The organism is Syntrophaceae bacterium (assembly GCA_013177825.1).
Classification (GTDB): domain Bacteria; phylum Desulfobacterota; class Syntrophia; order Syntrophales; family PHBD01; genus PHBD01.
Genome location: JABLXX010000005.1, coordinates 26,355 through 50,619, shown reverse-complemented (window position 1 = coordinate 50,619; position 24,265 = coordinate 26,355). Strand labels below are relative to the sequence as shown.

General features: G+C 62.2%; 17 protein-coding genes. 7 read left to right on the top strand and 10 right to left on the bottom strand.

What is annotated here, in order from left to right; all coding sequences use genetic code 11:
• Positions 1–33: 33 nt before the first annotated feature.
• Together HPY65_11150 and HPY65_11145 are read right to left on the bottom strand one after the other, a co-directional pair.
• Positions 34–1,065 carry a PIN domain-containing protein gene (locus HPY65_11150; protein ID NPU85034.1) on the bottom strand — a complete coding sequence of 344 codons (1,032 nt, stop codon included), beginning with the start codon at positions 1,063–1,065 and terminating at the stop codon, positions 34–36.
• A 279-nt stretch (positions 1,066–1,344) separates the two neighbouring features.
• Positions 1,345–1,830: a CarD family transcriptional regulator gene (locus HPY65_11145; protein NPU85033.1), complete on the bottom strand. Its 486-nt coding sequence runs from the start codon at positions 1,828–1,830 to the stop codon at positions 1,345–1,347.
• 270 nt (positions 1,831–2,100) lie between these two features.
• On the opposite strand from HPY65_11145, the gene HPY65_11140 reads away from it, so the two are divergent.
• The 4 genes from HPY65_11140 to HPY65_11125 are packed head-to-tail and all read left to right on the top strand — an operon-like array spanning position 2,101 to position 8,020.
• Positions 2,101–3,411 carry a TolC family protein gene (locus tag HPY65_11140; protein ID NPU85032.1) on the top strand — a complete coding sequence of 437 codons (1,311 nt, stop codon included), beginning with the start codon at positions 2,101–2,103 and terminating at the stop codon, positions 3,409–3,411.
• A gap of 52 nt (positions 3,412–3,463) precedes the next feature.
• Positions 3,464–4,588: an efflux RND transporter periplasmic adaptor subunit gene (locus HPY65_11135; GenBank protein ID NPU85031.1), complete on the top strand. Its 1,125-nt coding sequence runs from the start codon at positions 3,464–3,466 to the stop codon at positions 4,586–4,588.
• The gene (locus tag HPY65_11130) at positions 4,575–7,733 is read left to right on the top strand and encodes an efflux RND transporter permease subunit (GenBank protein NPU85030.1); all 3,159 of its coding nucleotides are present in this window, start codon (positions 4,575–4,577) and stop codon (positions 7,731–7,733) included. The genes HPY65_11135 and HPY65_11130 overlap by 14 nt, the downstream gene beginning before the upstream one ends.
• Positions 7,730–8,020, top strand: coding sequence for a hypothetical protein (locus tag HPY65_11125; GenBank protein ID NPU85029.1), 291 nt, complete (start codon positions 7,730–7,732; stop codon positions 8,018–8,020). Before HPY65_11130 ends, HPY65_11125 begins: the two co-directional genes overlap by 4 nt.
• A 64-nt stretch (positions 8,021–8,084) precedes the next feature.
• Here HPY65_11125 and HPY65_11120 read toward each other — a convergent pair whose 3' ends face one another.
• The 6 genes from HPY65_11120 to nadA form a co-directional block, all read right to left on the bottom strand.
• Positions 8,085–8,276, bottom strand: a complete 192-nt coding sequence (locus tag HPY65_11120; protein ID NPU85028.1) for a hypothetical protein — start codon at positions 8,274–8,276, stop codon at positions 8,085–8,087.
• A gap of 1,104 nt (positions 8,277–9,380) precedes the next feature.
• A complete protein-coding gene (uvrA, locus tag HPY65_11115; GenBank protein ID NPU85027.1) occupies positions 9,381–12,203 on the bottom strand; it encodes an excinuclease ABC subunit UvrA in 2,823 nt (940 codons plus the stop codon).
• A gap of 4 nt (positions 12,204–12,207) precedes the next feature.
• Positions 12,208–13,176, bottom strand: coding sequence for a hypothetical protein (locus HPY65_11110; protein NPU85026.1), 969 nt, complete (start codon positions 13,174–13,176; stop codon positions 12,208–12,210).
• Between the two features lie 2 nt (positions 13,177–13,178).
• Positions 13,179–14,216 carry a hypothetical protein gene (locus tag HPY65_11105; protein NPU85025.1) on the bottom strand — a complete coding sequence of 346 codons (1,038 nt, stop codon included), beginning with the start codon at positions 14,214–14,216 and terminating at the stop codon, positions 13,179–13,181.
• Between the two features lie 17 nt (positions 14,217–14,233).
• Positions 14,234–17,776, bottom strand: a complete 3,543-nt coding sequence (gene mfd / locus HPY65_11100) for a transcription-repair coupling factor (protein NPU85024.1) — start codon at positions 17,774–17,776, stop codon at positions 14,234–14,236.
• Positions 17,777–17,789: 13 nt separating this feature from the next.
• A complete protein-coding gene (gene nadA, locus HPY65_11095) occupies positions 17,790–18,698 on the bottom strand; it encodes a quinolinate synthase NadA (protein NPU85023.1) in 909 nt (302 codons plus the stop codon).
• Positions 18,699–18,876: 178 nt separating this feature from the next.
• Between nadA and HPY65_11090 the strand changes: the two genes are divergently transcribed.
• The 3 genes from HPY65_11090 (at position 18,877) to HPY65_11080 (ending at position 22,030) form a co-directional block, all read left to right on the top strand.
• Complete coding sequence (locus tag HPY65_11090) at positions 18,877–19,707, top strand: kinase/pyrophosphorylase (GenBank protein NPU85022.1); 831 nt, start codon at positions 18,877–18,879, stop codon at positions 19,705–19,707.
• A gap of 183 nt (positions 19,708–19,890) precedes the next feature.
• Entirely contained in the window at positions 19,891–20,529 is a 639-nt protein-coding gene (locus HPY65_11085) for a DUF502 domain-containing protein (GenBank protein ID NPU85021.1), read from the top strand.
• A gap of 76 nt (positions 20,530–20,605) precedes the next feature.
• On the top strand, positions 20,606–22,030 hold the full coding sequence (locus HPY65_11080; GenBank protein ID NPU85020.1) for an adenosylhomocysteinase: 1,425 nt from the start codon (positions 20,606–20,608) through the stop codon (positions 22,028–22,030).
• A gap of 112 nt (positions 22,031–22,142) precedes the next feature.
• Here the strand turns inward: HPY65_11080 and HPY65_11075 are convergent, their stop codons facing one another.
• The gene (locus HPY65_11075; GenBank protein NPU85019.1) at positions 22,143–22,712 is read right to left on the bottom strand and encodes a PAS domain S-box protein; all 570 of its coding nucleotides are present in this window, start codon (positions 22,710–22,712) and stop codon (positions 22,143–22,145) included.
• A 12-nt stretch (positions 22,713–22,724) separates the two neighbouring features.
• Complete coding sequence (locus HPY65_11070) at positions 22,725–24,263, bottom strand: glycosyltransferase (GenBank protein NPU85018.1); 1,539 nt, start codon at positions 24,261–24,263, stop codon at positions 22,725–22,727.
• Positions 24,264–24,265: the final 2 nt, after the last annotated feature.

Here is a 24,265-nt window from a genome sequence, read left to right as displayed (position 1 = left end):
AAGAAAAGCCCGGGAGATTCCCCGGGCCGTTTTCTACGCTCGATTGGATGATGGATAGGGTTTTTTGTCGGGAGCGGGAGCCTTCATCTCCGAGAAGATCATGCGCCCCGCCGTTGTCTGCAGCACGCTGGTGACCATTGCGTCCACGGTGGACCCGATATGCCTCTGGCCGTTATCCACGATGATCATGGTTCCGTCATCGAGGTATCCGACCCCCTGGCCCTGTTCCTTGCCTTCCTTGATGATCTTGACGGTCATCATCTCGCCGGGCAGGACCACCGGCTTCAGGGCGTTGGCCAGTTCGTTGACGTTCAGGATCTTGATGCCCTGAAGTTCGGCCACCTTGTTCAGGTTGAAGTCGTTGGTGATGATCTTGCCGTCCGACTTTTTTGCCAGGGCGACCAGTTTGGCGTCAACGCTCTTGATCTTGGGAAAGTCCTGGTCCACCACGTCGATGGTGATGCCGCCGGTACGCTGCATCCGGTTGAGGATATCCAGCCCCCGGCGTCCCCGGGACCGCTTCAGCGAGTCCGAAGAATCGGCGATGTACTGCAACTCGTCGAGAACGAAACGTGGCACGACGAGCCGTCCTTCCAGAAAACCCGTTTCCGCGATGTCTGCAATCCGGCCGTCGATGATGACGCTCGTGTCCAGGATCCGGTAGTCAGCGGGCTCCTTCGCCGCACCACTCCCGAAGAAGGAAAATTCCTCCACCTTCTTGGATCCGAGGACGAGTCCAAGATATCCCAGGGTTCCGGTCAGGATCACATAGACCCAGGGGAGGATCTGCTGGTTCTCCTGAATTTTCCCGACGAAATTCAATCCATAGGCCAGAATGACCGCGATCAGCAGACCGATGATCATTCCGATCACGCCGCCCATGATGACTTTCAGGGATACTTTCCGGATGTCCTGTTCTACCTTGATTACAAAGAGGGCTGTGAATAATCCTGCTATGACTCCCAAGAATGATTGCCATAATCCGTCGAATGACAGATAAGCAATGAAATATCCGCTTACAGAACACGCCAGAATCAAAAAAAGCCTCGTGATCAATGCTTTCACCTCCTTTCAGACTGGATTTCATATCCCGGAACGCCCTTCCTTCTCCCGGGAACTTCCCCGGAGAAAGAAGACGAACCGGTTGCGCATCCGCCTCATGGCTTCGGCGCGGACTCCCCGTTGGAAACGGGGGTATGATTTCGGGCAATGTGGTTGTCGGGGAAGCATTCAGGCTGGAGATCCGTCCGCCGGCCCGAGGCACGGGGATGGCGGCGTCCTCCGAAGTCGGAAGATCTTCAGGCAGTGAAGAGGATGTCCTGTTCCCATCGAAACGATTCATGTCTACTGGAGGGTGAAAAACCGCTGAAGGTCCTGTTCAACTTTCGTTTCTTCCGATTTGGTGGCCACCGAGATCTCTTTGACCAGGAGGTTTTTCGCGGTGTCCATCATCTTCCGCTCGCCGAAGGAGAGATTCTTGTCCGTCTTGAGGATGAGAAGATCCCTGAGTACGCGGGCGATTTCAAAGACGGAGCCGGTCTTGATCTTTTCGAGGTATTCCCGATACCGCTTGTTCCAGGTCTGTTTGTCGATGGAGACGTCTTTGTTGCGAAGGATCGCATAGATCTTCGGAATGTCCGCCGCCGGGACCACTTCCCGGAGACCGACCGATTCGGCGCTATGGAGCGGAATCATGATCTTCATGCCATTCCCCATGATTTTCATGACGTAGAAGAGCTGCCTGCTACCCATGACCTCACGATTTTCAATGGCTTCGATCACCCCGACCCCCTGGGCCGGGTAAACGGCGATGTCTCCAACCTTGAACATTCTGCATTACCTGCCGACTTCTTTTTGGAACGTATACTTTATCAACTCAGGGCTCAAAAGTCAATAAAAAGACGATAAGATAGGCTATCTCGGCCTTGTTCGGGACCCCGTGGAGCCCGGGATGAGAAGGATTTCCACTTGACAAGGAAGATGTGCTTGTATGAGGGTCTCTAATTCATTTTGAATCTGTAAGGGCCGTTTCATTCACGGCTCCGGCGGGCAGCGGGGCGGGGCTCCGGGCTCTCCGCGGGGATTCTCCAGGGGGCAGCGATGAAAAGAATCGTCTTTCTTGCCTGCATGATGCTGACCGTCCTATTCCTCCAGCAAATCAGTCCGACTTCCGCTCTTGCCGATGACTACAGCCTCGATGAGGCCCTCCGGACGGCCCTTCGCAATTCCGAGAAGATCCTGCTGTCCGGGGAGAATGTGGTCATCGCCGAAACGACACGGGAGAAAGCCTGGGCGGTCCTGATTCCCAAATTGACGGCCTACGGCGGCCAGACCTGGTATTCAGGGCGAAAAACCAACACCACCGGGACGCTCATTCAGCCGGACGAGGGAAACTCGTGGGGCGTGCGCGTGGACCAGGCATTTTCCCTGAGCGGGCGGGAGCTGACGGCTCTCAGCATTTCCAGGGACAACATCGACAAGAGCCGGAAGGATCTGGATGCCGTACGGGATGAAATCCTGCTGCAGACAGTCTATGCCTATTTCGACGTCCTGAAGGCCGGGAAGTCCCTGGAAATCGCCGACGCCAACCTGGAGCGGCTGGCGAAATACCGTCACCTGGCGGAGAAGCGGCTTCGTCTGGGAGAGGTGACCAAGACCGCGCTCCTCCGTGCGGAAGGGGAACTGTCCGGGGCCCGGGCCGACCGGATCCGGGCGGAAAACGGGCTAAGCCTGACGAAGGCCGTCCTGGCCCGGGTCCTGGGAATCAAAGGGCCTGTCGGTGTAAAGGAAAGCGCCGGCGAGTCCGGGGAAATTCCGCCGCTCGACCGGTTGCTTGAGAAGGCTATCACTCAGCGTCCGGAACTCCAGGCGCTGGAGATTCAAAAGGCCGCGACGGACAAGCAGATCTGGTATGCCCGGGGAGGATACTGGCCGACGGTGGCCTTGAGCGGCGTCTATCAGAAGACCGGCCAGACGCCGGAAACGGCGTCCCTGAACAAGGAAACCGCCTACGCCGCCGTTTCTCTCAACTTTCCGTTTTTCGAGGGCGGACTCCGGCTGGCCGAGGTCAAGGAGGCAATGGCCCGGAGTCGCCAGGCAGCACTGGCGCTCGAAGATCTGAAGAAAACGATCGGCATCGAGGTCGAAGGAGCCCGGCTGGATCTGGTCACCCAGCAGGGGGTCCTCAAGTTCCAGCAGGATCAGGCGGCCTTTGCCCGGGACAATTACCAGGCGGTCTCCCGGCAGTACGAATTCGGCCTGGCATCCAGTCTCGACGTCATCGACGCCAATACGCTCCTGGTGACGTCGGAGCAGAAACTGGCCGAGGCTTCCATCAATTACCAGGTATCCTGGCTCCGCATGAAGCGGGTTACCGGGGATCTTCTTCCGTCGGTGCTTGCGAAGCAGTGAGGAAACAATGATCCGATTCCAGAGACAATCCGGTATATCGAGGCGGGATGAAATGAACGGGATGAAGACAGGGAGACCGGGATGGCGGCTGTCCCGGTTCCGCAGTGGGCTGCCGGGAGCGTTCCTGCTGGTGGTTCTGGCTCTCGTGGCTGTCTTGACAGCGGGGTGCCAGAAAAAGGAAACGAAAACAGACGAGAAGATTATCAATGTCCGAGCCGCAACCGTAGAGAAAAAGTCGCTCCGTCCCTCTGTGGAAGCGGTAGGGACCCTCAAGCCTTTCCAGGAGGTCGTCATCAGTCCGGAAGTGGACGGCATTATACGGAAACTGTACGTCGAGGAGGGATCCTCCGTGGCAAAGGGCATGGTCCTGGCGGAGATCAACGAGACGGACTACCGTTTGGATCTGGAGCGGGCGGAGGCGGCCCTGAAGCAGGCGGAGGCCACGCTGGCGAATGTGAAGGTCGAGTACTCCAGGAAAGATGCCCTTTACAAGGAGCAGCTCGTCACGCAGCAGCAGTTTGATGACATCACCACCCGGGTCACACTTGCGACGGGTGACGTCGATCGTGCCCGCGCGGCCCTGTCCATGGCCCGCGAACGCTACAGCCGCAGCCGGGTTAGATCACCCATGGCCGGCGCGGTCCGGGAAAAGCGCGTGACCGCCGGGGACTTCGTCCGCACGGGGACGCCCATGCTGTGGATCGTCCGATCCAACCCCATCAAGCTGTCCTTTTCGGTTCCGGAAAAGGACGTCAGCAGCCTCAAGCTCGGCCAGGAGGTGGACTTCCGGGTTGATTCCTTCCCCGGCAGGACCTTTACGGGCCGGCTGATGAGCATCTACCCGAGCCTCGACGAGAAGACCCGGACCCTCCAGGCGGAGGCCCACATCCCCAATCCCCAGGGACTTCTCAAACCCGGGTTCTTCGCCCGGGTGACGCTGTACACGGGGCCGGCGAAAGACACCGTCGTCATCCCGATCACGTCCATTCTTTACGAAAACGCCCTGAAAAAGGTCTTTCTCGTGGAGGGCGACCGCGCCCGGGAAGTGAAGATCCAGATCGGGGGGAAATACGGCGAGTCCATGGCGGTTCTGGAGGGACTCCAGGGAGGCGAGCAGATCGTGGTGGTCGGGCAGAATACCCTGGCGGACGGAGTGAAGGTGAATGTGGCTCGCTAATACATCGATCAAGCGTCCCGTCTTCGCTACGATGTTCATCATGGCCCTGGTGCTCCTGGGGCTGGTTTCCTATGCCGAAATCGGCGTGGACCTGTTTCCGAAGGTCGAGTTTCCCATTGTCAACATTACCGCCGTTTTGAAAGGCGCCAGCCCAGAGGTCATGGACATTGACGTGACGGACAAGATCGAAGAGTCCGTCAACACCATCGAGGGCGTCAAGACCATCACCTCGACGAGCCGCGAGGGAGTCTCCAGCGTCACCGTGGAGTTCGTCCTGGAGCGCGACATCGACCTGGCCGTCCAGGATGTCCGCGAGAAGGTCTCGATGATCCGCTCCAAGCTGCCTTCGGACATTGAAGAACCCGTCATCCGGAAAGTGGATCCCGATGCAAACCCCGTCCTGTGGGTCAATCTCTCGGGGCAGAAGAGCGTTCGCGAGCTGTCCACCTACATGGACGAGGTCCTGAAGGACCAGATCCAGCGCATTCCCGGCGTGGGAGCCCTGCGTATCGGGGGGCTGCAGCTCCGGGAGGTGCGGATCTGGCTGGACGCCGACAAGCTCAGGGCCTACCAGGTGGCCCCCGGCGACGTGGCTGCCGCCCTGAAGATGGAAAACGTCGAGCTTCCCGGAGGGCGGATCGAGACCGCAACCAAAGAGTACTCAGTTAAAATCAAAGGGGAATTCCCCCGGATCGCCGACTTCAACGACCTGATCGTCGCCTATTCCAAGGGGGTTCCCGTCCGGATCCGTGACATCGGCCGGGTGGAGGACGGCCAGCAGGAGAAGCGTTCCATTGTCCGGTTCAACGGGGTCCCGGCCGTCGGAATGGGGATCCAGAAGCAGTCGGGGACCAACACCGTCGAGGTCATCGACCGTATCAAGAAGGAAATCGCCGTCATCAACAAAAACCTGCCGCCGGGGCTGAAACTCGACTTCGCCTTCGACCAGTCGACCTTCATCAAGCGCTCCATCAACGAGGTTCAGGGCCACCTCATTCTCGGCGGGATTCTCGCCATCCTGGCTGTATTCCTCTTCCTGCGGAACACCCGGACAACCCTGATCAGCGCCGTGGCACTCCCGGTCTCGGTCATCTCCACGTTCGCCCTGCTCCGGGCCTTCGACTTCACGTTCAACAACATGACCATGCTGGCCCTGACGCTCTCCGTGGGGCTCCTGATCGACGACGCCATCATCGTCATCGAGAACATTTACCGCCACGTGGAGGAGGGCATGCCGCCACGGGAGGCGGCCGCTTTCGCCACATCGGAGATCGGCCTGGCCGTCATGGCCACCACCCTGGCCGTCATCGTCATCTTCCTGCCGGTGGCCTTCATGAAGGGCATCATCGGGCGATTTTTCCTCCAGTTCGCCCTCACCGTCGTCTTCTCTGTGGCGGTATCCCTTGTTGTGTCCTTCACGTTGACCCCCATGCTGGCGTCGATCTACCTGAAACAACTGGAGCGATCCAAGGGCGATCCGGAGCTGCCGGCACCAGGGCGGTTCGCTGGGCTGAAAAACAGGCTGGCCTGGATCCACAAGGCCGGTGATGCGTTGGAGAGAGGATACAAGAAGACCGAAGGATTGTATCGGGTCCTGCTGGAAATCTCCCTGCGACACCGGGGGTTGGTCCTTGTCGCAGCCCTTGTCCTGTTCATCTTCAGCCTGTTCATCACCCGGTTCATCGGCAAGGAGTTCGTCCCGCCGGAAGACCAGGGCCAGTTCCTCGTCCGCATGGAAGCACCCTTCGACTACTCGGTCTACCGTGCGGACGAGATGTTCCGGCAGGCGGAGGACATGATCCGGAAAGTGCCCGAGGTCCGGTCCGTTTTTTATATCCAGGGAATGGGGGCGGGCGGTGTTGGAGAAGTGAACAAGGCCGTCTCGTTCGTGACCCTGTATCCCAAGGCCGACCGAAAAAGGAGCCAGGAGCAGATCAAGGCGGACATCCGCCGGAACATGCGGACGATCCCGGGTCTCAAAGGTACGGCAGAGGACGTGTCTCTCATCGGCGGCGGCATCCGGAATGTGCCCATCCTTTATGCCATCCGGGGAACCAGCCTGGCGGATCTCCAGACCTATACCCGCCAGATTACATCCGAGTTTTCAAAGCTGCCGGGTATCGTGGACGTCGATACGTCCATCGAAGCGGGGAAGCCGGAGGTGAAGGTATTTATCGACCGGGACAAGGCGGCAGATCTTGGCGTCTCTGTCGGTTCCATTGCCGAGGCCGTCAACATCCTCATCAGCGGCGAGGTGGACATTACAAAGTTTAAGGACGAGGAGAGGGGGAAGCGTCTGGATGTACGCGTCCGCCTCAACCCGGAGGACCGCATGAATCCCTCCGACCTGGGAAACATCTATGTCCGGGGCAGGGACGGCCGGCTCGTGGATCTGGCCAGCGTGGCCCGGTTCCAGGAGGGTGGAGGGCCCAGCACCATCCAGCGCGTCGACCGCCAGCGGGCGACCATCGTCTATGCGGGCCTCGAAAAAAAGCCCCTGGCTGAGGCCATGACGGAGCTGAACGCCATCTCGAGCAAGGTCCTGCCGTCGGATTACTCGGCCAAATACAAGGGGCCGGCTGAGACCATGGGGGAATCCTTCCGCTACCTGATCTTCGCGCTCATCCTCGGAATCATCATGGCCTACATGATCCTGGCGGCCCAGTTCGAGAGTTTCATCCATCCCTTTACGGTCCTCCTGGCCATGCCGCTGTCTTTCATCGGGGCCTTCGGCGCCCTCCTCCTGACGGGGAACACCATCAGCATCTACAGCCTGATCGGCATCATTCTCCTCATGGGCCTGGTAAAGAAAAACGCGATCCTGCTGGTTGACTACACGAACACCCTTCGGGAGCGCGGCATGTCCCGGAAGGAAGCAATCCTCCTTGCGGGTCCCGTACGGCTCCGGCCGATCCTCATGACCACCTTCGCCATGGTCTTCGGCATGATTCCCGTGGCGCTCGGAGTGGGTGAAGGGGCGGAGTCCCGATCACCCATGGGCATCACCGTCATCGGCGGCCTCCTGACGTCTCTTTTCCTGACGCTGGTGGTGGTTCCCGCCGCCTATGACCTGTTTGACGACTGGATCCAGAAGTTCCGAATGCGCCGGCACATCCATCCGGAGAAGGGGGTGACTCCGTCATGAAGATGTTTCTGATTGTCTATTCGCGGGAGGCCGACGAGTATATCGTCGACCGCTTCAAGAGAGCGGGCATCCGGGCTTATACGAAGATGGAGGAGGTGCACGGCGAAGGGACCGCTACGGAGCCCAAGCTGGGGACCCACGCCTGGCCCGGGGGAAACAACGTGCTGATCCTGGCCGTTCCGGACGAGCAGATCCATGTCGTCACCTGCATTGCCCATCAGTTGAAGGAGGAGCGGCCCAGGGCGGGTGTGCGGTGCTTCGTTCTTCCCCTGGAAGAGTGCATCTGAAAAAGATAACCCCCGACACGGCGGACCGCGACGGGGGTTTTTCATCGGTGCAGCCCCGCAGGGATTACGGGACCTGGTTATTGATAATGCCCTTGATGGCGTCCTGAAGAACTTCGGCAGTGAAATTCACCTGCCCCGTCCGGGCCGCTGTCTTTGCACCGGCCTTTCGGACCACCTTCAGCTTCAATTCTTCCTCTTTTCTGCCGGCCGCTACCTTGCGGGCCGCTGATCCTTCATTCCATTCAGCCTTTTTCATGGGACATCTCCTTGTCACCGACTCGCCGTCGGCGTAAAGCACCCCGCCCCTCTTCCGGATTATGCGGAGGATGGATTGTAAGTGGGCCGGTTCTGGGTCACCGCGGAAGGACTCAGGCGCACCCGGTGTCCGTTCCAGGGCATCCTTTCCTGCGAGAAGGTGCCCTGGCGGTGTTCACGAAACGATGGTCCGGAAGGGTGAATCCTGTGTCTCCTTCCGGGCTGCAGGCTGCAGGACGGGAAGTTTCTACCGGTATGACCGTGTTGATGCAATCAGGGAGGGTCTGAATACGCTATCGGATAGGAGAATGCACAAAAACAGGACGAACGATCTTCGCGGTATCGGTGTTTGTCCGACCCTTTCCAACCCTCCATTCTGCCGAGTTCTTGATCGTCTTGTTACGTTCCGGTTTTGTTTCCCCTTATTTCTGAACGTTCTCTTCCTCTGTTATCCCGGGTTGAAATCGTTCCATTCCCGGCCGTCTCTGAGGTCCCTTTTGTTCCCTTCCGGCGGCCATTGCGGATAGAAACGCCGGCAACCGCAACGGACGGGGTGTTGCCACCCCGCCCGTTTGGAAAGAGAGGAAGGGAATTCGTGCATGTCTGTTCGGTTCGGCCTCTCTTTCCCGATCGCCGGGCGGACGCCCGGATGTTCTTTCCGTTACGGAGTCCAGCGCATGGGCGTGGCCATCGGGTCCACCCAACCCTTCGTGATCTCCCTCCAACCTTTCACTTTCTTCTCTTGCGTCTTCTTCATGGCTCTTTCCTCCCGTCTCTCTTTCCAGGACGTTTTTATTCAACCGGCCTTCGGGTCTCAGGCACATGTGCCCGCAGGGCGATTCAGCCTTCCCTTGCCGGTGTTTCTTCCTCCGTGCCCGGTAACTCTCCCGAGCAGGTCTCTCTGCGGATTGAACTCGGTCCGTTCGGGGAGAATCATCGTCATGGCTTGTTTCCTTTCCTTTTTATTTTCGATGGCAGAATAAGGGAAAGGCCTTGGCGCAACAATCGGGAAGACTCCGAATCTCTTTTCGGAAAGGAGATGGATTCGCGGAAAGAAGTCAGGACGACGACTTATCGGTGTTTGTCCGACGGTGGTCTCCGGACCTTACCGGACGCCGGTTTGCAGGATCTTCCTGAGGTATTGTCCCGTGAAGGAGTGCCCGATCCGGGCGACTTCCTCGGGGCTGCCGGCGGCGATGATTTCGCCGCCCCCGGGGCCGCCTTCGGGGCCGAGGTCGAGAATGTAGTCGGCAGATTTGATAACGTCCAGGTTGTGCTCGATCACGACGACCGTGTTTCCCATGTCGACGAGACGCATGAGTACATCGAGGAGCTTTTGGATGTCGGCGAAATGAAGTCCGATGGTAGGCTCGTCGAGAATATACAGCGTGTTGCTTTCGGGCCGCTTGCCCAGTTCTCGGGAGAGCTTGATCCGCTGGGCCTCGCCGCCGGAAAGGGTGGTGGCCGACTGGCCGAGGCGGATGTACCCGAGCCCCACGTCCACCAGAAGCTGGAGCTTCGAGCGGATGGCCGGGATGTTGGCGAAGAAGTCGATGGCCTGGTTCACCGTCATATCCAGCACGTCGGCGATGCTCTGTTCCTTGTAGCGAATGTCCAGCGTGTCGGCGTTGAACCGCCGTCCGCGACAGGTCTCGCAGGTTACGTAAACATCGGGAAGAAAATGCATCTCGATCTTGATCAGCCCGTTTCCTTCGCAGGCCTCGCACCGTCCTCCCCGGACGTTGAAGCTGAAGCGGCCGGGCTTGTAACCCCGGACCCGCGATTCCGGCAGGCCGGTGAAGAGATCCCGGATCGGGTTGAAGATGCCGGTGTAGGTGACGGGATTGGAGCGGGGCGTCCGGCCGATGGGCTGCTGGTTGATCAGGATGACCCGCTCGATTCCTCCCAGGTCGACGATGCGCCGCACCTTTACGGCCGAGCCCTGGCGTCGGTAAAGGCGCCGTGACAGGGTCTTGTGGAGGGTCTCGATGACCATGGTGCTCTTGCCCGAGCCGGAGACCCCGGTGACGGCCGTGAAGACGCCCACGGGAATGCGGATGTCGATGTCCTTGAGGTTATTTTCCCAGGCCCCCTCCAGGACGATCCACCTTCCCGGGACGGGCCTCCGCTTCCGGGGAATCGGTATCGACAGAGATCCGGAGAGATAGCGGCCCGTGAGGGAGGCCTCGGACCGGAGGATCTCCCCGGGCGTTCCCTGGAAGACGATCCTTCCTCCCTCGCGGCCGGCGCCGGGGCCCATGTCGATGATCTCGTCGGACGAGAGCATCATGTCGGCGTCGTGCTCAACCACCAGGACGGTGTTGCCCATGTCCCGCAGGCGCTGCAAGGTGGCGATGAGGCGCAGGTTGTCCCGCTGATGCAGTCCCACGGTCGGCTCGTCGAGAACGTAGAGAACTCCCATCAACCCCGAACCGATCTGCGTGGCCAGGCGGATCCGCTGGTTCTCACCACCGGACAGCGTTCCGGAGGATCGGGCCAGGTTGAGGTAGTCCATACCCACGTCCAGGAGGAACAGAAGCCGTTCCCGGATCTCCTTGAGCACCCGTTCGGAGATGATCGCTTCCTGGTGGGAAAGCGGGAGGGTACGGAAAAAGTCGTAGCAGTCCCGAATGGAGAGGCGACACACCTCGTTGATGTTCATCCCGCCCACCCGGACGGCCAGGCTCTCCGGCTTCAGCCTCGTTCCGCCGCAGGTCGGGCAGTCGCGGAGGCTGATGTAGCGCGCCAGGTCCATCCGCACGTGGTTGGACGCCGTTTCCCGATACCGCCGGTCCAGCTGATTCAGGATGCCCTCGAAAGGCTTGGTGTAGAAGAAGCGCTGGCCCCCGCGATCCATCCAGAACCGGATCTTTTCCCGGCCCGATCCCCGGAGGATCGACTCCCGCACCTTCACGGGGAGCTTGACGAAGGGTGTGTTGATATCGAAGCCGTAGTGCTGGGCCAGGGCGTCCAGCGTGGAATGGAAAGACAGGGAGTGGCGTCCCGCCCAGGGGGCGATGGCTCCCTCCCTGAGCGACAGCTCCGGGTCGGGAACCACCAACTCCTCGTCAAAATACATCCGGGTTCCCAGGCCGCTGCAGTCTGGGCAGGCCCCGTAGGGGCTATTGAAGGAAAAAAGGCGCGGCTGGAGATCGGGGATGCCGATATTGCAATCCGGACAGGCGTACTTTTCGCTGAAGAGGACTTCCTCCTCCCCGGCGGGGACGATTCGGACAAGGCCGTCGGAAAGGCCGGAGGAGATTTCCAGCGAGTCCCGGAGCCGTTTGCGGATTCCCTCGCGGAGCACGAGGCGGTCCACGACGACGTCGATGTCGTGGCGGCGGTTCTTCTCCAGCGGGATCTCTTCCGCCAGGTCGTGTATCTGGCCGTCCACCCGGACCCGGACGAAGCCGTCCTTCTGGAGTTTCTTGAATTCCTTCTGGAACTCCCCCTTGCGGCCCCGGGCAAGGGGGGCCAGGACCGTCAGGCGTGTTCCCTCCGGCCAGGCCAGGACCGCGTCCATCATCCGGTCGATGGTCTGGGATCGGATCTCCCGGCCACAGGAGGGACAATGGGGAATGCCGATGCGGGAGAAGATGAGGCGAAGGTAGTCGTAGATCTCCGTCACGGTGCCCACCGTGGAGCGGGGATTCTGGCTGGCGGCGCGCTGCTCGATGGCGATGGCCGGCGAGAGTCCCTCGATGGATTCCACGTCGGGCTTGTCCATCTGGCCGATGAACTGGCGGGCGTAGGCCGACAGGGACTCAACGTAGCGCCGCTGTCCCTCGGCATAGATCGTGTCGAAGGCGAGGGAAGATTTCCCCGATCCGCTCACCCCGGTGATGACGACCAGCTTGTCCCGTGGAATGTCCAGGCTGATGTGCCGGAGGTTGTGTTGCGAAGCTCCCTTGATGCGAATGACCTGCATGGTCCTATTTAATCTCGATGAGGGCGCCCTTCCGGAGTTCCGTGATCCATTCCTCGTACTTCCGGTTCATTTTCTCGTCTTCCAGCTTGGCCCTGATCTCGTCACGGACGGCGGCGAAGGGCTTCGTGCCGGCCCCCCTCTTGTTGACGATCTTGATAATATGGAATCCCGTGGGGGCCTCGATGATATCGCTGATTTCGCCTGTGTTCAGGCGAAAGGCCTCGCGGTCCGCCTCGACGACCAGGGAGCCCCTCTCCACGAAACCGATGTCCCCTCCCTGCTCGGGCGCAGGTCCCTTCGAGAACTGGTACGCCATGGTCTCGAAGGGCTCGCCGTTCCGGATGCGCTGCAGGATCGTCCGGGCCTCCTCGCGGAGGCGGTCCCGGGCGGCCTGATCGGCGTCTTTCGGGATCGGGAGAAGGATCAGGCGGATATGAACCGCTTCCGTGCCCTCATAGTCCTCCCGGTGCGCCTTGTAGTATTCTCCGATTTCCTCGTCGCTGACGGATACCTTGGCTCCGATCTCCCTCCGGATGAGACGCTGGCGGGTCATGGTCTCCCGGATGTCGTCCCTGTACTGCTCAAGCGTGGCTCCTTCCCTGGCAAGGGACTTGCGCAGATCTTCGAGGGTGATTTTCTGCCGGGAGATCATGTCCCGGATGGCGGCGTTGATCTCTTCATCTTTGACGGTCATGCCGGTTTTTTTCGATTCCAGCTCGATGAGCTTGCTGTTGATGAGCCGGTTGAGGGTGGCCTTCCGGGCCTCCGCCAGGATCTGATCCTTGTTCGGGCCCTTGTACCCCCTGTCGATCCGTTCCTTGACGACTTCAAAGGCGGTGTTCCACTCGGACTGGGTGATCACCTCGCCGTTCACGACAGCGGCGATGCGGTCCACGATCTCCGAAGACCCGGAGGCGGGGAGCAGAAACGTCCCTGCCAGGGCCATGACGATCAGGATGATGAATTTCTTCATGGTTACCTCCGTTCAGATGGGGTATCCCGGAGGGGGGGCGGCTCCGGTTTTGGGGTTGCGGGGCGGTTCTCGGGAACACGGATTTTTCGAAGGACTTCCGCCCGGATTTCGACCCTGGCGGATTTCTGGAGTGTTTCCATCCAGCCGCCGTATGCCGCTTCCGCTTTGGCCTTTCTCAGGTCTTCGATCACCTGTTCCCGCGCGGCCGGGTAGTCCGGCGGTTTTCCTCCCTCGCGCTGGAGGACCTTTACAATGTGATAGCCGTAAGGGGTCCGGATGGGAGGACTGATTTCCCCCACCGGGATGGTGAAAACAACCCGGTCGATGGCATCCGGCAGGGAGCCCCGGACGCAAAATCCCAGGTCTCCTCCCTTGGGTGCTTCCGGTCCGACCGATTCTTCCCGGGCGACCTTACCAAAATCCTCCCCCTTCTTCAATCGATTCCGGACCGCGGAGATCCGGCGGGGCTCCCGGAGGACGATCTGCAGGGCCCGGACGCGATCCTCTATCCGGTAGGCGTCGCGATTCTTCCGGTAATACGCCTCTGCCTCCCCGGGAGCGACGGTTATGGTTTCGTAAAGGTCCTGCCGGATCAGCTTGCGGATCAGGATCTGACGGCGCAGCGAATCCCGCCAGGAGGGCGGGACGCCTGTGCCGGGACGCCCGCCGCCGGCGAGCGACCCGGCCTCCCGATCGAGCTCTTCCTCCGTGATGGAAAGGGAAAGGGCACGGGCCCGCTGCAGCATCAATTTTTCCTGAATCAGTTCCTGGAGGACTTCGTCCTTCACCGCATCGCGGTTGCCCATGACGGCTGCGGGGCCGCCCCAGCGGGCCGATTCGGATGCCAGCCGGTCCGCCAGTTCCGCGGAGGCGACGGCCTCGCCGTTCACGACGGCCACGACGGCCGGTTTTGCCGGATCCCCGCAGGAGGACAGGAACGCAAGAAGGAGGAAAACCGCCGGCAGGCTGACGGCGTAGCGGATTCTGCCGGCACGTAGCGGCCTGGAGCGACCGGAACGGTTCGTGGCGTGTTCCTGCAAAGGGATTCCGCCTCCTTTCAGACCGTCAGGGCCCGCAGGATCTCGTGGGCGCCTTCGATGACGCCGGCTCCCCTGCGGTCCGGCAGGGGCACGGAGAGCCTGCCGTCCGGCGCCAGGGTGATGCCCCGGTACGGACCGCGGGAAAGGGACAGGATTCGTTTCGGATCCACAGGCGTCGCGGCGGTGAGAGTAAGGGATGCCTGCCTCCCGTCGTAGGCGAACCTTCGGATCTTCAGTTCCTTCAGCCGGTTGCGAATCCGGATCGCCTCGAAGAGGGAGGACGCCTCTTTCGGGAGGGGGCCGTAGCAGTCCTCCAGTCCTTCCCGGATCTCCCGCAGCTCTTCGTCCGAGGCGGCCATGGAAATGCGCTTGTAGGAGACGAGCCGCTGGTGCTCGTCCCCGATGTACTCCGCGGGGAGATAGGCGGCGATGCCCAGGCTGATCTCGGGCCGGATGTCCTCCTCCGGCATTTCCTGCCCCTTCAGCTCCCGGATGGCCCGCTCCATGAGCTCCGTGTACATCTCGTACCCGACGGCCGAGACATGGCCGGACTGGGACGAGCCCAGAAGATTGCCGGTCCCGCGGATCTCCAGGTCGCTGGTGGCGATTTTGAATCCGCTGCCCGGTTCGGAGAAATCGAGGATGACCTGGAGGCGTTTGACGGCGTCGCGGGAGAGCATCGCCCCCCTGGGGACCATCAGGTACGCGTAGGATTCTTCCCGGGCTCGGCCCACCCGGCCCCGGATCTGGTAAAGCTGGGCCAGGCCGAACCGGTCCGCACGGTTGACGAGGATCGTGTTGGCCGTGGGGATGTCGACGCCGGAGCCGATGATGGTCGTGCAGACCAGGACGTCGGTCTCCTGCCGGAGGAAGCGCACCATGACGTCCTCGATCTCCCGGGGCTTCATCCGGCCGTGGATGACGGAAATCCTGGCCTCCGGCACGAGCTGCTCCACCAGCCCGGCCACGTTGTGGATGGAGCGGACCCGGTCGTGGAGGAAGAAGACCTGGCCGCCCCTTTGCAGCTCCTGCCGGATGGCGTCCCGGATGACCTCCTCGTCGAATTCCAGGACGTAGGTCTTCACGGGCACACGGTCCTCCGGAGGCGTGTGGATGACCGAGAGGTCGCGGATGCCCACCAGGGAAAGGTGCAGGGTCCGGGGAATGGGCGTTGCCGTCAGGGTCAGGACGTCCACCAGCGTCCGGAGCTTTTTCAGGCGCTCCTTGTGGACGACGCCGAAGCGCTGCTCTTCGTCGATGATCACGAGCCCCAGGTCCCGGAAGGCGACGTCCTTCTGGAGCAGGCGGTGGGTGCCGATGACGATGTCCACGGCGCCCCGGCGGAGGTCCTCCGCGATCTTCTGCTGCTCCGCCTTCGTCTTCATCCGGTTGAGGGTCTCGATGCGCACCGGGTAGGGCTCGAAGCGCCGGAGGAACGTCTTGTAATGCTGCTCTGCCAGGATGGTGGTGGGCGTGAGGACCGCCACCTGCCGTCCGTCCATGACGCACCGGAAGGAGGCCCGCAGGGCCACCTCCGTCTTGCCGAAACCGGCGTCGCCGCAGACGAGCCGGTCCATGGGCTTCGCCAGGCTCATGTCGGCATGAATGTCCTCGATGGCCCGCGCCTGGTCCGGTGTCTCCTCGTATTCGAAGGAGGCGGCGAATTCCTCGTCGAGTCCCCGGGGGGGAGAGAAGGTCTTCCGCTCCAGGATCTCCCGGGCCGCGTATACGGCGACCAGCTCCTCCGCCATGTCGCGGATGGATTTCTGGACCCGTTCCTTGGTGGACTCCCAGGAGGTCCCGCCGAGGCGGTCGATCCGGGGACTCTCGCCGTCGGGACCGATGTAGCGCTGGAGCTGGTCCAGGCGGTCCACCGGAAGGTAGAGCTTGTCCCCCTCGGCGTATTCCACCAGGAGAAAATCGTTCTCGATGCCGGAGAAGGCGAGCCTTCGCAGGCCCTGGTAGCGGCCGATTCCGAATTCCTTGTGGACCACCAGGTCGCCCTCCGCCAAGTCGCCGAAGGACTTCAGGAAGAACCCCTCCCGGGGTAGCCGCCGCGGGCGCCGCGGGATCTTCTTGCCGAAGAGGTCCTCATCGGTCAGGACGACCAGCCGGCGGGCCTTCCAGGAAAACCCGGCGCTGATTCGACCTTCCGCCAGGAGCAGGTCGCCGCCTGCACGGGGTCGGTCCATCTCCTCGGGAAGCCGCTCCCCGGGGATCCGGAAGGGAAGTCGGGCCGCCTGGAGGAAAGAGGCCATCCGTTCCCGTTCCTCCGGACCGCTGGCCAGGAGAAGGACCTGTTCACCCGCCGCCAGGTCGTCGCGGATCCGGCCGGCCAGTTCCCCGAAACGGCCTTCGTTGTCCCGGGAAACCGGTGCCACGCGGTGCATGACCGGAGACGGCGCCGTAGAGAACGAAACGGCTGCCGCAGGCGAGCCTTCCCCGGCACCCAGAAGAAGGCTTTCCAGGCGGATCCTCCGCCGGGCTCCGATGCGCTGCCGGCATTCTTCGGGAGACAGAAGGAACGCGCTTCGCTCCAGAAAGAACCGCTCTTCCTGGCGGGCCTTTCCGAGGGTGCGGTCGACGGCATTCTCCAGGTCTTCCTGCGCGCGATCGATGGCCGGCGGGTCGTCCAGGACGACCGGGGCCGCCGGCGGCAGAAATTCCAGCAGGCTCCCGGGCGGAGGACCGTCCGCCGGATCCTCCGGCGCGGCATAGAACAGGGGCAGGTAGAGGGGATGAAGGGAATGGACGGCGCCTCCGGAGACGGCCTCCAGGAGACGGTCCCGGGTGGACCGGGGGAGGTCCAGCGCGAGGGCCCGCTGCCGGACGTTTCGCTCCGCCCGTTTCCGTCCCTGCCCGGTGACGAGGATCTCCCTCGCCGGAACGATCGGGAACGACACCACCTCCCGGAGGGAGCGCTGGCTTACGGGATCGAACTCGCGGATTCCCTCGATCTCGTCACCGAACAGCTCCAGACGGTACGGCTGCTCCCGGACGGGCGGGAAGACGTCCACCACATGGCCCCGGATGCTGAACTGTCCGGGCTCTTCCACCAGGGAGACGGCTTCGTACCCTCCCTCCAAGAGTTTGACGGCCAGTCCGTCCCGGTCGATGAAATCGCCCATCGACAGCGTCTGGCGCCAGGAAAGAAGCATCTCCTTCGGCAGCGTCCGCTGGAGGGCTGCCGCCAGGGAAGCCACGACCACGACGGCCTCTTCCTCCAGGAGGCGACCCAGGACGGCAAGACGGGTCCGCTCCAGGGTCCTCTGGGGAGAGATCGGATCGATGGATCGGATGTCCCAGGGCGGGAAATGGACCACGGAGCCGTCGCCCAGGAAAAAGGCGAGGTCCTGGCGAAAAGAAAGGGCTTCCTGGTCCGTCGGCGTCAGGACGAGCAGCGCCCCGTCCAGGTGAGGGCGGAGGCGGGCCAGGACGAGGGCACGGGCCGCCCCCTGGAGCCCCGCGAGGGAGATCTCCCGGCGACTTTCCCCGATATGTGCCAGCAGTTCCAGGAAGGCGGGATCCTCCCGGGGTTTCAGGTCGATGATCTTGCGCATGGGCAGGGATCCGTCAGGACAGGGCCGTCATTCTCTCCAGGGCCCGGCGGGCCGCCGCGGCGGTCTCTTCGGGCACCCGGATGACGTGTCTGTTTTCCGTGAGGGAGGACCGGACGTCCTCCAGGGTGGTGACTTTCATGGTTTCGCAAAGGAGCCTGGGGGAGGCGAGAAGGAAGGTCTTCCCGGGGTTTTCCATCCGCAGGCGGTGGAAAATCCCCTGTTCCGTTCCGATCAGGAACGCATCCGCTTTCGATTCCCGGACGAAGCGGAGGATTCCCGCGGTGCTGCCGACGAAATCGGCCAGGTCCAGAACGGCCCGGGGGCATTCCGGGTGGGCCGCCAGCGGCGCCGACGGATGGGCCTCTTTCAGCCGGGCCACGGCACCGGCATCGATCTCGTCGTGGACCGGGCAGGCCCCTCCCCAGGGAATGATCTTCTTATCCGTGAATCGGGCGGTGTAGCGGGCCAGGTTGCCGTCGGGGACGAACAGGATCTCGTCCGACCGGACGGACTGGACCACCCGGACGGCATTGGCGGAGGTGCAGCAGATGTCGGAGAGGGCCTTCACGGCGGCGGAGGAGTTGATGTAGGTCACCACGGCGGCCCGGGGATGCGCCTTCCGGGCTTCCCGGAGGGCCTCCGGGGTCACCGTGTCCGCCAGGGGGCAGCCGGCGTCGAGCCGGGGGAGCAGGACCGTCTTCTGTGGGCTCAGGATGGCGGCGCTCTCGGCCATGAAATGGACCCCGGCGAAGACGATAACCCGGGCCGCGGTCTTGGCCGCCTCGATGCTCAAGGCCAGGGAATCGCCGACGATGTCGGCAATCTCCTGGACCTCGTCGCGCTGGTAGTAATGGGCCAGGAGAATGGCTTCCCGCTCCTTGAGGAGCCGCCGGATCTCTTCCTGGAGGCGTTTCGTTTCCATGCTTCGTTCCTTGCCTGTTCCCCGCTGTGGAGGAACGGAACTTCTATACCACAGAAAATCGGAATTCAAGGGGAAATCCGCTCCCCGCCGTCCGTGCGGGGGAATGCGCGCCTTTTCGCCTTGGACGGGGCGATCCATTCGTGTTATTCAGGGCTACCAAACGTTACCGGAGGGATGCATGGGCCGCCGCCGCACCGTTTTCTTCGTTTCCGACAGCACCGCCATCACCGCGGAGACGCTGGGCCAGAGCCTCCTGACCCAGTTCGAGCACATCCCTTTCGATCCGGTGACCCTGCCGTTCATCGACACGCTGGAGAAGGCCTCCGAAGCCGTCCGACAGATCGACTCGGCGGCCAAGCGCAAGGGAATCCGACCCCTGGTCTTCAGCACCCTCATCAACCCCCGGATCCGAGACGCGCTGACGGCCAGCTCCGGTGTTTTCTTCGATTTCATCGGGACGTTTCTGCCCCTCCTGGAGAGCGAGCTGAAGACCCAGTCCTCCCACACCGTGGGCCGCTACCACGGCATGGTGAGCGACACCCAGTACAGCGTCCGGATCGACGCGGTGAACTACGCCCTGGGCCACGATGACGGCATCTCGACCAAGAACTTCGAGGAGGCCGACGTCATTCTCGTGGGCGTGTCCCGGACCGGGAAGACCCCCACGTGCATCTACCTGGGGCTCCAGTTCGGAATCTACGCCGCCAATTATCCCGTCACGGAAGAGGACTTCACCCAGAAGGACAAGCGGATCTACAGCCTGATTTCGCCCTACAAGAAGAAGATCTTCGGCCTCACCATCAACCCGGAGCGGCTCCACAAGATCCGCTCGGAGCGCAGGCCGGGAAGCCGGTACGCGTCCCTCGGCCAGTGCCGGCTGGAGATCGCCATGTGCGAGTCCTTCTTCATTTCCGAGGACATCCCGTTCCTCAACATCACCAGCATGTCCATCGAGGAGATCGCCGCCACCATCATGCATGCCCACAAGCTGCCCCGGCGCGTGGTTTGAACGGAAGTTTCGCGTCCAGGCTGCTCCCGGACGGCTTTTCAGGGAATCCGGTCTGCGGATTTGCCGGGGCGGGCCGTCGGGCCGCCGGCGGGTCTCGCCCCGGGTACGGTGAAAAGGGGGGAAACGCTTGAAACGCCGGGATCCTTCTGCTATGGCGGCGGTTCACAGAATCGGGCCGGGAGGCTGCTCGTGAAGAAAAAAATCCAGCAGGTATTCCTGACGGGCCTGGCGGTGGTCGTACCCGTTGGAGTGACGATTTACATCCTCGTGTTCCTGGTGCGCATGATGGACGGCCTTCTCTCGGTCGTCCCCCAGCGCTTCCATCCGGACACGCTGCTGGGCGTCCACGTACCCGGGCTCGGGATCATCTCCACGGCCGTCTTCGTTTTCCTCTGCGGCCTTGTCACCCGGAGCTACCTGGGCCACCGGCTCGTCCGGACGGGAGAACGGATTCTCCAAAAGATTCCCTTTGTCCGCGGCGTCTATCGGGCGAGCAAACAGGTCTCCGACAGCCTGATCAAGGACAAGGGGCATGGGTACCGGAAAGTGGTCCTGGTGGAATTTCCCCGGGCCGGGACGTACGCGATCGGATTCGTCACGGGCCACTCCATGGGCGAACTCCGCGAGCGGACCGGGGATACCGTCAGCGTCTTCATGCCCACCGCGCCGAATCCAACCTCGGGCTACATCCTCCTCGTGCCGGAACGGGACCTCGTGCCGCTGGAGATGACGGTGGAACAGGCCTTTACACTGATCGTCTCGGGTGGTATTGTGGCGCCCCCGGACAGGGGAAGCGCTCCGGCGCAGTCGGGTGAACGTTGACGGAACGGCACGGGGACAGATTTCAATCTGTTCCCATCTCCGGTACGGCGAAATGAAAATCCTCAAGGAGTGAACCATGAAATATCAGAAGATTGATCCGGCCCTTCCCTTCAAGGTGGCGGACCTGTCCCAGGCGGACTGGGGACGCAAGGAAATGGACCTGGCGGAGAACGAGATGCCCGGGCTGATGGCCGTCCGGAAGAAGTACGGTCCCCGGAAGCCCCTGGAGGGGCTGAAGATCATGGGCAGCCTGCACATGACCATCCAGACGGCCATGCTGATCGAAACTTTGAAAATCCTGGGCGCGGACCTGCGCTGGGCCTCCTGCAACATCTTCTCCACCCAGGACCACGCCGCGGCGGCCATCGCCAAGGCCGGCTCGGCGGCGGTCTTCGCCTGGAAGGGCGAGAGCCTGGAGGATTACTGGTGGTGCACGGAACAGGCCCTCACATGGCCGGATGGTTCGGGGCCCGACCTGATCGTGGACGACGGCGGCGACGCGACCCTCTTCATCCACCAGGGGGTGATGGTGGAAAAAGATCCTTCGATTCTCGATAAGCCTTGTGACAACAAGGAATTCGCCATCATTCTCGACCGCCTGGGCCGCAGTCTCAAGAAGAACCGGTCGCGCTGGCAGAAGATTGCTGCAGGCATCCGCGGCGTCTCCGAGGAGACCACCACGGGTGTCCACCGGCTTTACGCCATGCAGAAGGCGGGGGAACTGCTCTTTCCGGCCATCAACGTGAACGATTCCGTCACCAAGTCCAAGTTCGACAATCTATACGGCTGCCGCGAATCCCTGGCGGACGGCATCAAGCGGGCCACCGACGTGATGGTGGCGGGCAAGGTCGTGGTGGTCTGCGGCTACGGCGACGTGGGGAAGGGGTCCGCCCAGTCCATGCGGGGCTTCGGCGCACGGGTCATCGTCACCGAGGTCGATCCGATCTGCGCGCTTCAGGCCGCCATGGAAGGCTACGAAGTCAAGACGCTGGAAGACGTGGTCGGAATCGGCGACGTCTTCGTTACCGCCACGGGCTGCTGCAACGTCATCACCGGCCGGCACATGGAGAAGATGAAAAACGAGGCCATCGTCTGCAACATCGGCCACTTCGACAGCGAGATCGAGGTGCGGTACCTGGAGACGACGAAGGGGATCCGCCGGGAGACCATCAAGCCCCAGGTGGACAAGTGGACGCTCCTGTCGGGCCGCTCCATCCTCATTCTGGCGGAGGGGCGGCTGGTGAACCTGGGCTGCGCCACGGGCCATCCCAGCTTCGTCATGAGCAACAGCTTCACGAACCAGTGCCTCGCACAGATCGCCTTGGCCAGGCGAAAACTGCCCGTGGGGGTCTACACGCTGCCGAAGAAGCTCGACGAGGAGGTGGCCCGGCTGCACCTGGGGCGCCTCGGGGTGAAACTGACGAAGCTGACGAAGGAGCAGGCGAGCTACCTGGGGGTGCCGGTGAGCGGTCCCTTCAAGCCGGACCACTACCGATACTGAGGGCGCTGCGGAAAAAAGGGACCGGGCAGAACCGCGCCTTGTGCCGGATGCGCGGCTTCTTTTCCCCTCCTGCAGGCCGCACATTTATATCCCGGGGCAACGCCTCCGCCCGCTACTGTCCGGTAATGTCCGTCAGCACCGCGAGGCATTCCTCGTCATCGTTTCCGGACCGCCTGGCCTCGATGTGGACGTTCAGCGTTCGGTGGGGCGGCGTTTGCAGCCTCGTTTCGAAGGATTGTATTTCCAGGTCCGCAAAAACCCTTTCCAGGAAGATGCCGAAGGGGGTACGGTCGGCTTCCGCGATGAACGCGCGAATGTGCGCGCCCTCCAGCCGGCTCCGCTCCATTCCGAGCAGGTGTGCCGCCGTCCGGTTTGCCCGGAGGATCGTTCCTCGCCGGTCCAGGGTAAGATAACCGACCGGGGCTAACTCGTAGAGGTCGGTGTACTGTTTTCGCAACTCCTCCATTTCGGCCTGCGACTGCCGCAACTCCTCGTTCCGCATCTCCAGTTCGACCTGGTGCAAACGGAGATTCTCATAGAGATAGGGGATGTCCTTCTCCGTCCAGTCGGTGTAAGCTTTTTCTCTCTGCGGCGGTTCAGGCGCCGGGCCTGGAACCTGCCTCCCCCGGGAAGGCAGTTCCCTGCCCCTCTCTGAAGGATCGGACCGGTTCCCCTTTTTCATGTTTCCGCCCCTTTACGTACTTCCCGTCGTCTCGGCCAGAGGAACCCCGCCGATGAGGCGCTCGTAGATACGGATGTAGTCCTCGATCATCCGGTCGAGACTGTGCAATTTCCTGGTTTCCCTCATGATCCTCCTGATCTGGGGCTCCCGGACGTCGGCGGGCCGCCGGTGGAACTCCACGGACCGCCGCAGGCCGTACCAGAGTCCGCCGGAGTCGTAATCCCGGAAAAGGAAGCCGTTTCCGGAATCCTCAGGAGCCCCGTCCGCTTTCAGGGCCAGTTCACGGATCTTGTCGTGATAACCGCCCGTGTCGCGGTTCGTCGCCGTTGCGCCGTACAGGTTCCCGATCTGGTCGATCTGGCCGCAGGGCTCGAAGAGGGAGGCCCCGAATACGTCGCTGGCCGCCGCAAAACCGAGCATGGAGAGCGGCTCGTCGAAGCGGTGGTAGGCGATCTTTCCTCCCGATGACCAGGCGATCCGGCCGCAGATTTCCTCGTGCGTCCGGTCGTGGCCCACGCCCTCCCCGATGATGGCGATCTGGACGTCGCCATGCTCGATGACGAACCGGTGGGCAATGTCCTCCAGGAGGTGGACGCCTTTCTGGACCGGGTCCAGCCTTGACGGCCAGTAGAGAAGGATCGCCTCCGGATGGACGGTCAGCCCCGTCCGCTTCTGGAACTCCACGAGGCACTCCCGCTTCGCCGCCAGAACGTCGTCGTCGGGACCGAACCGGCGGGGGAGGTGTTCGCAGGTCTCCGGATAGATGCGGGGAGAAGGGGCATTGAGGATGGTCAGGGCGGATCCGTGGCGGTACTTCTCCTTGATTTCCCGGCGGAGGCTGGGCGTCACGATGGACTGGTCCATAAAGTGATCGTCCACCACCTCCCGGAGAAAGCGGTGCCCCACGAAGCTGACCAGCCAGGCGTTTTTGACGGCAGTGGCCTGGCAGTCGATGATGCAGGAGCCGTTTTCGTTCAGGAAATAGAGATAGGGAACCAGCCGGTCCATCTCCACCCCGGCGAGCATCTCCAGGGGGAGTTTCCCCGTGTGGACGTTGTGGATCGTGTGCAGGACGGGGATTCCCCTGAACCTGGCATAGGCGGTGATCACGCCCCCGGCCATCCAGTCGTGGCTGTGGACGATGAGCCGCCCCCTGTTCCTGGCCCGCACGTCCTTGATGACGCTGTTCACGATCTGCCGCTGGAATTCCGCGGCGGTGTGCAGGGGGTTGCCGGCGTAGGCGCCCGGGAGGTGGGCGAAAATGGAGGAGCTGATCAGGTGGATCCGGTCGGGGTCGACGCTGTGGCGGACCTGCTGCCAGGAGTCTTCGTCCAGGGCGCATTCCCGCTGGAAGCGCTTCTTGAGGTTCAGGGTGGCCAGGTGGCACTCGACCCCCCGTCGGGTCAGGCCTTCGCACAGCGCGGTGATGACCTCGCCCATGCCGCCGCTCTTGCCCGAGACATATCGGGCCAGGGGGCCCATTTCATCGGGCAGCCGGCCCGTTTCCGGTGCGATGAGCAAAACGGCCGTCTTCTCCCTGAACCCTGTCATGG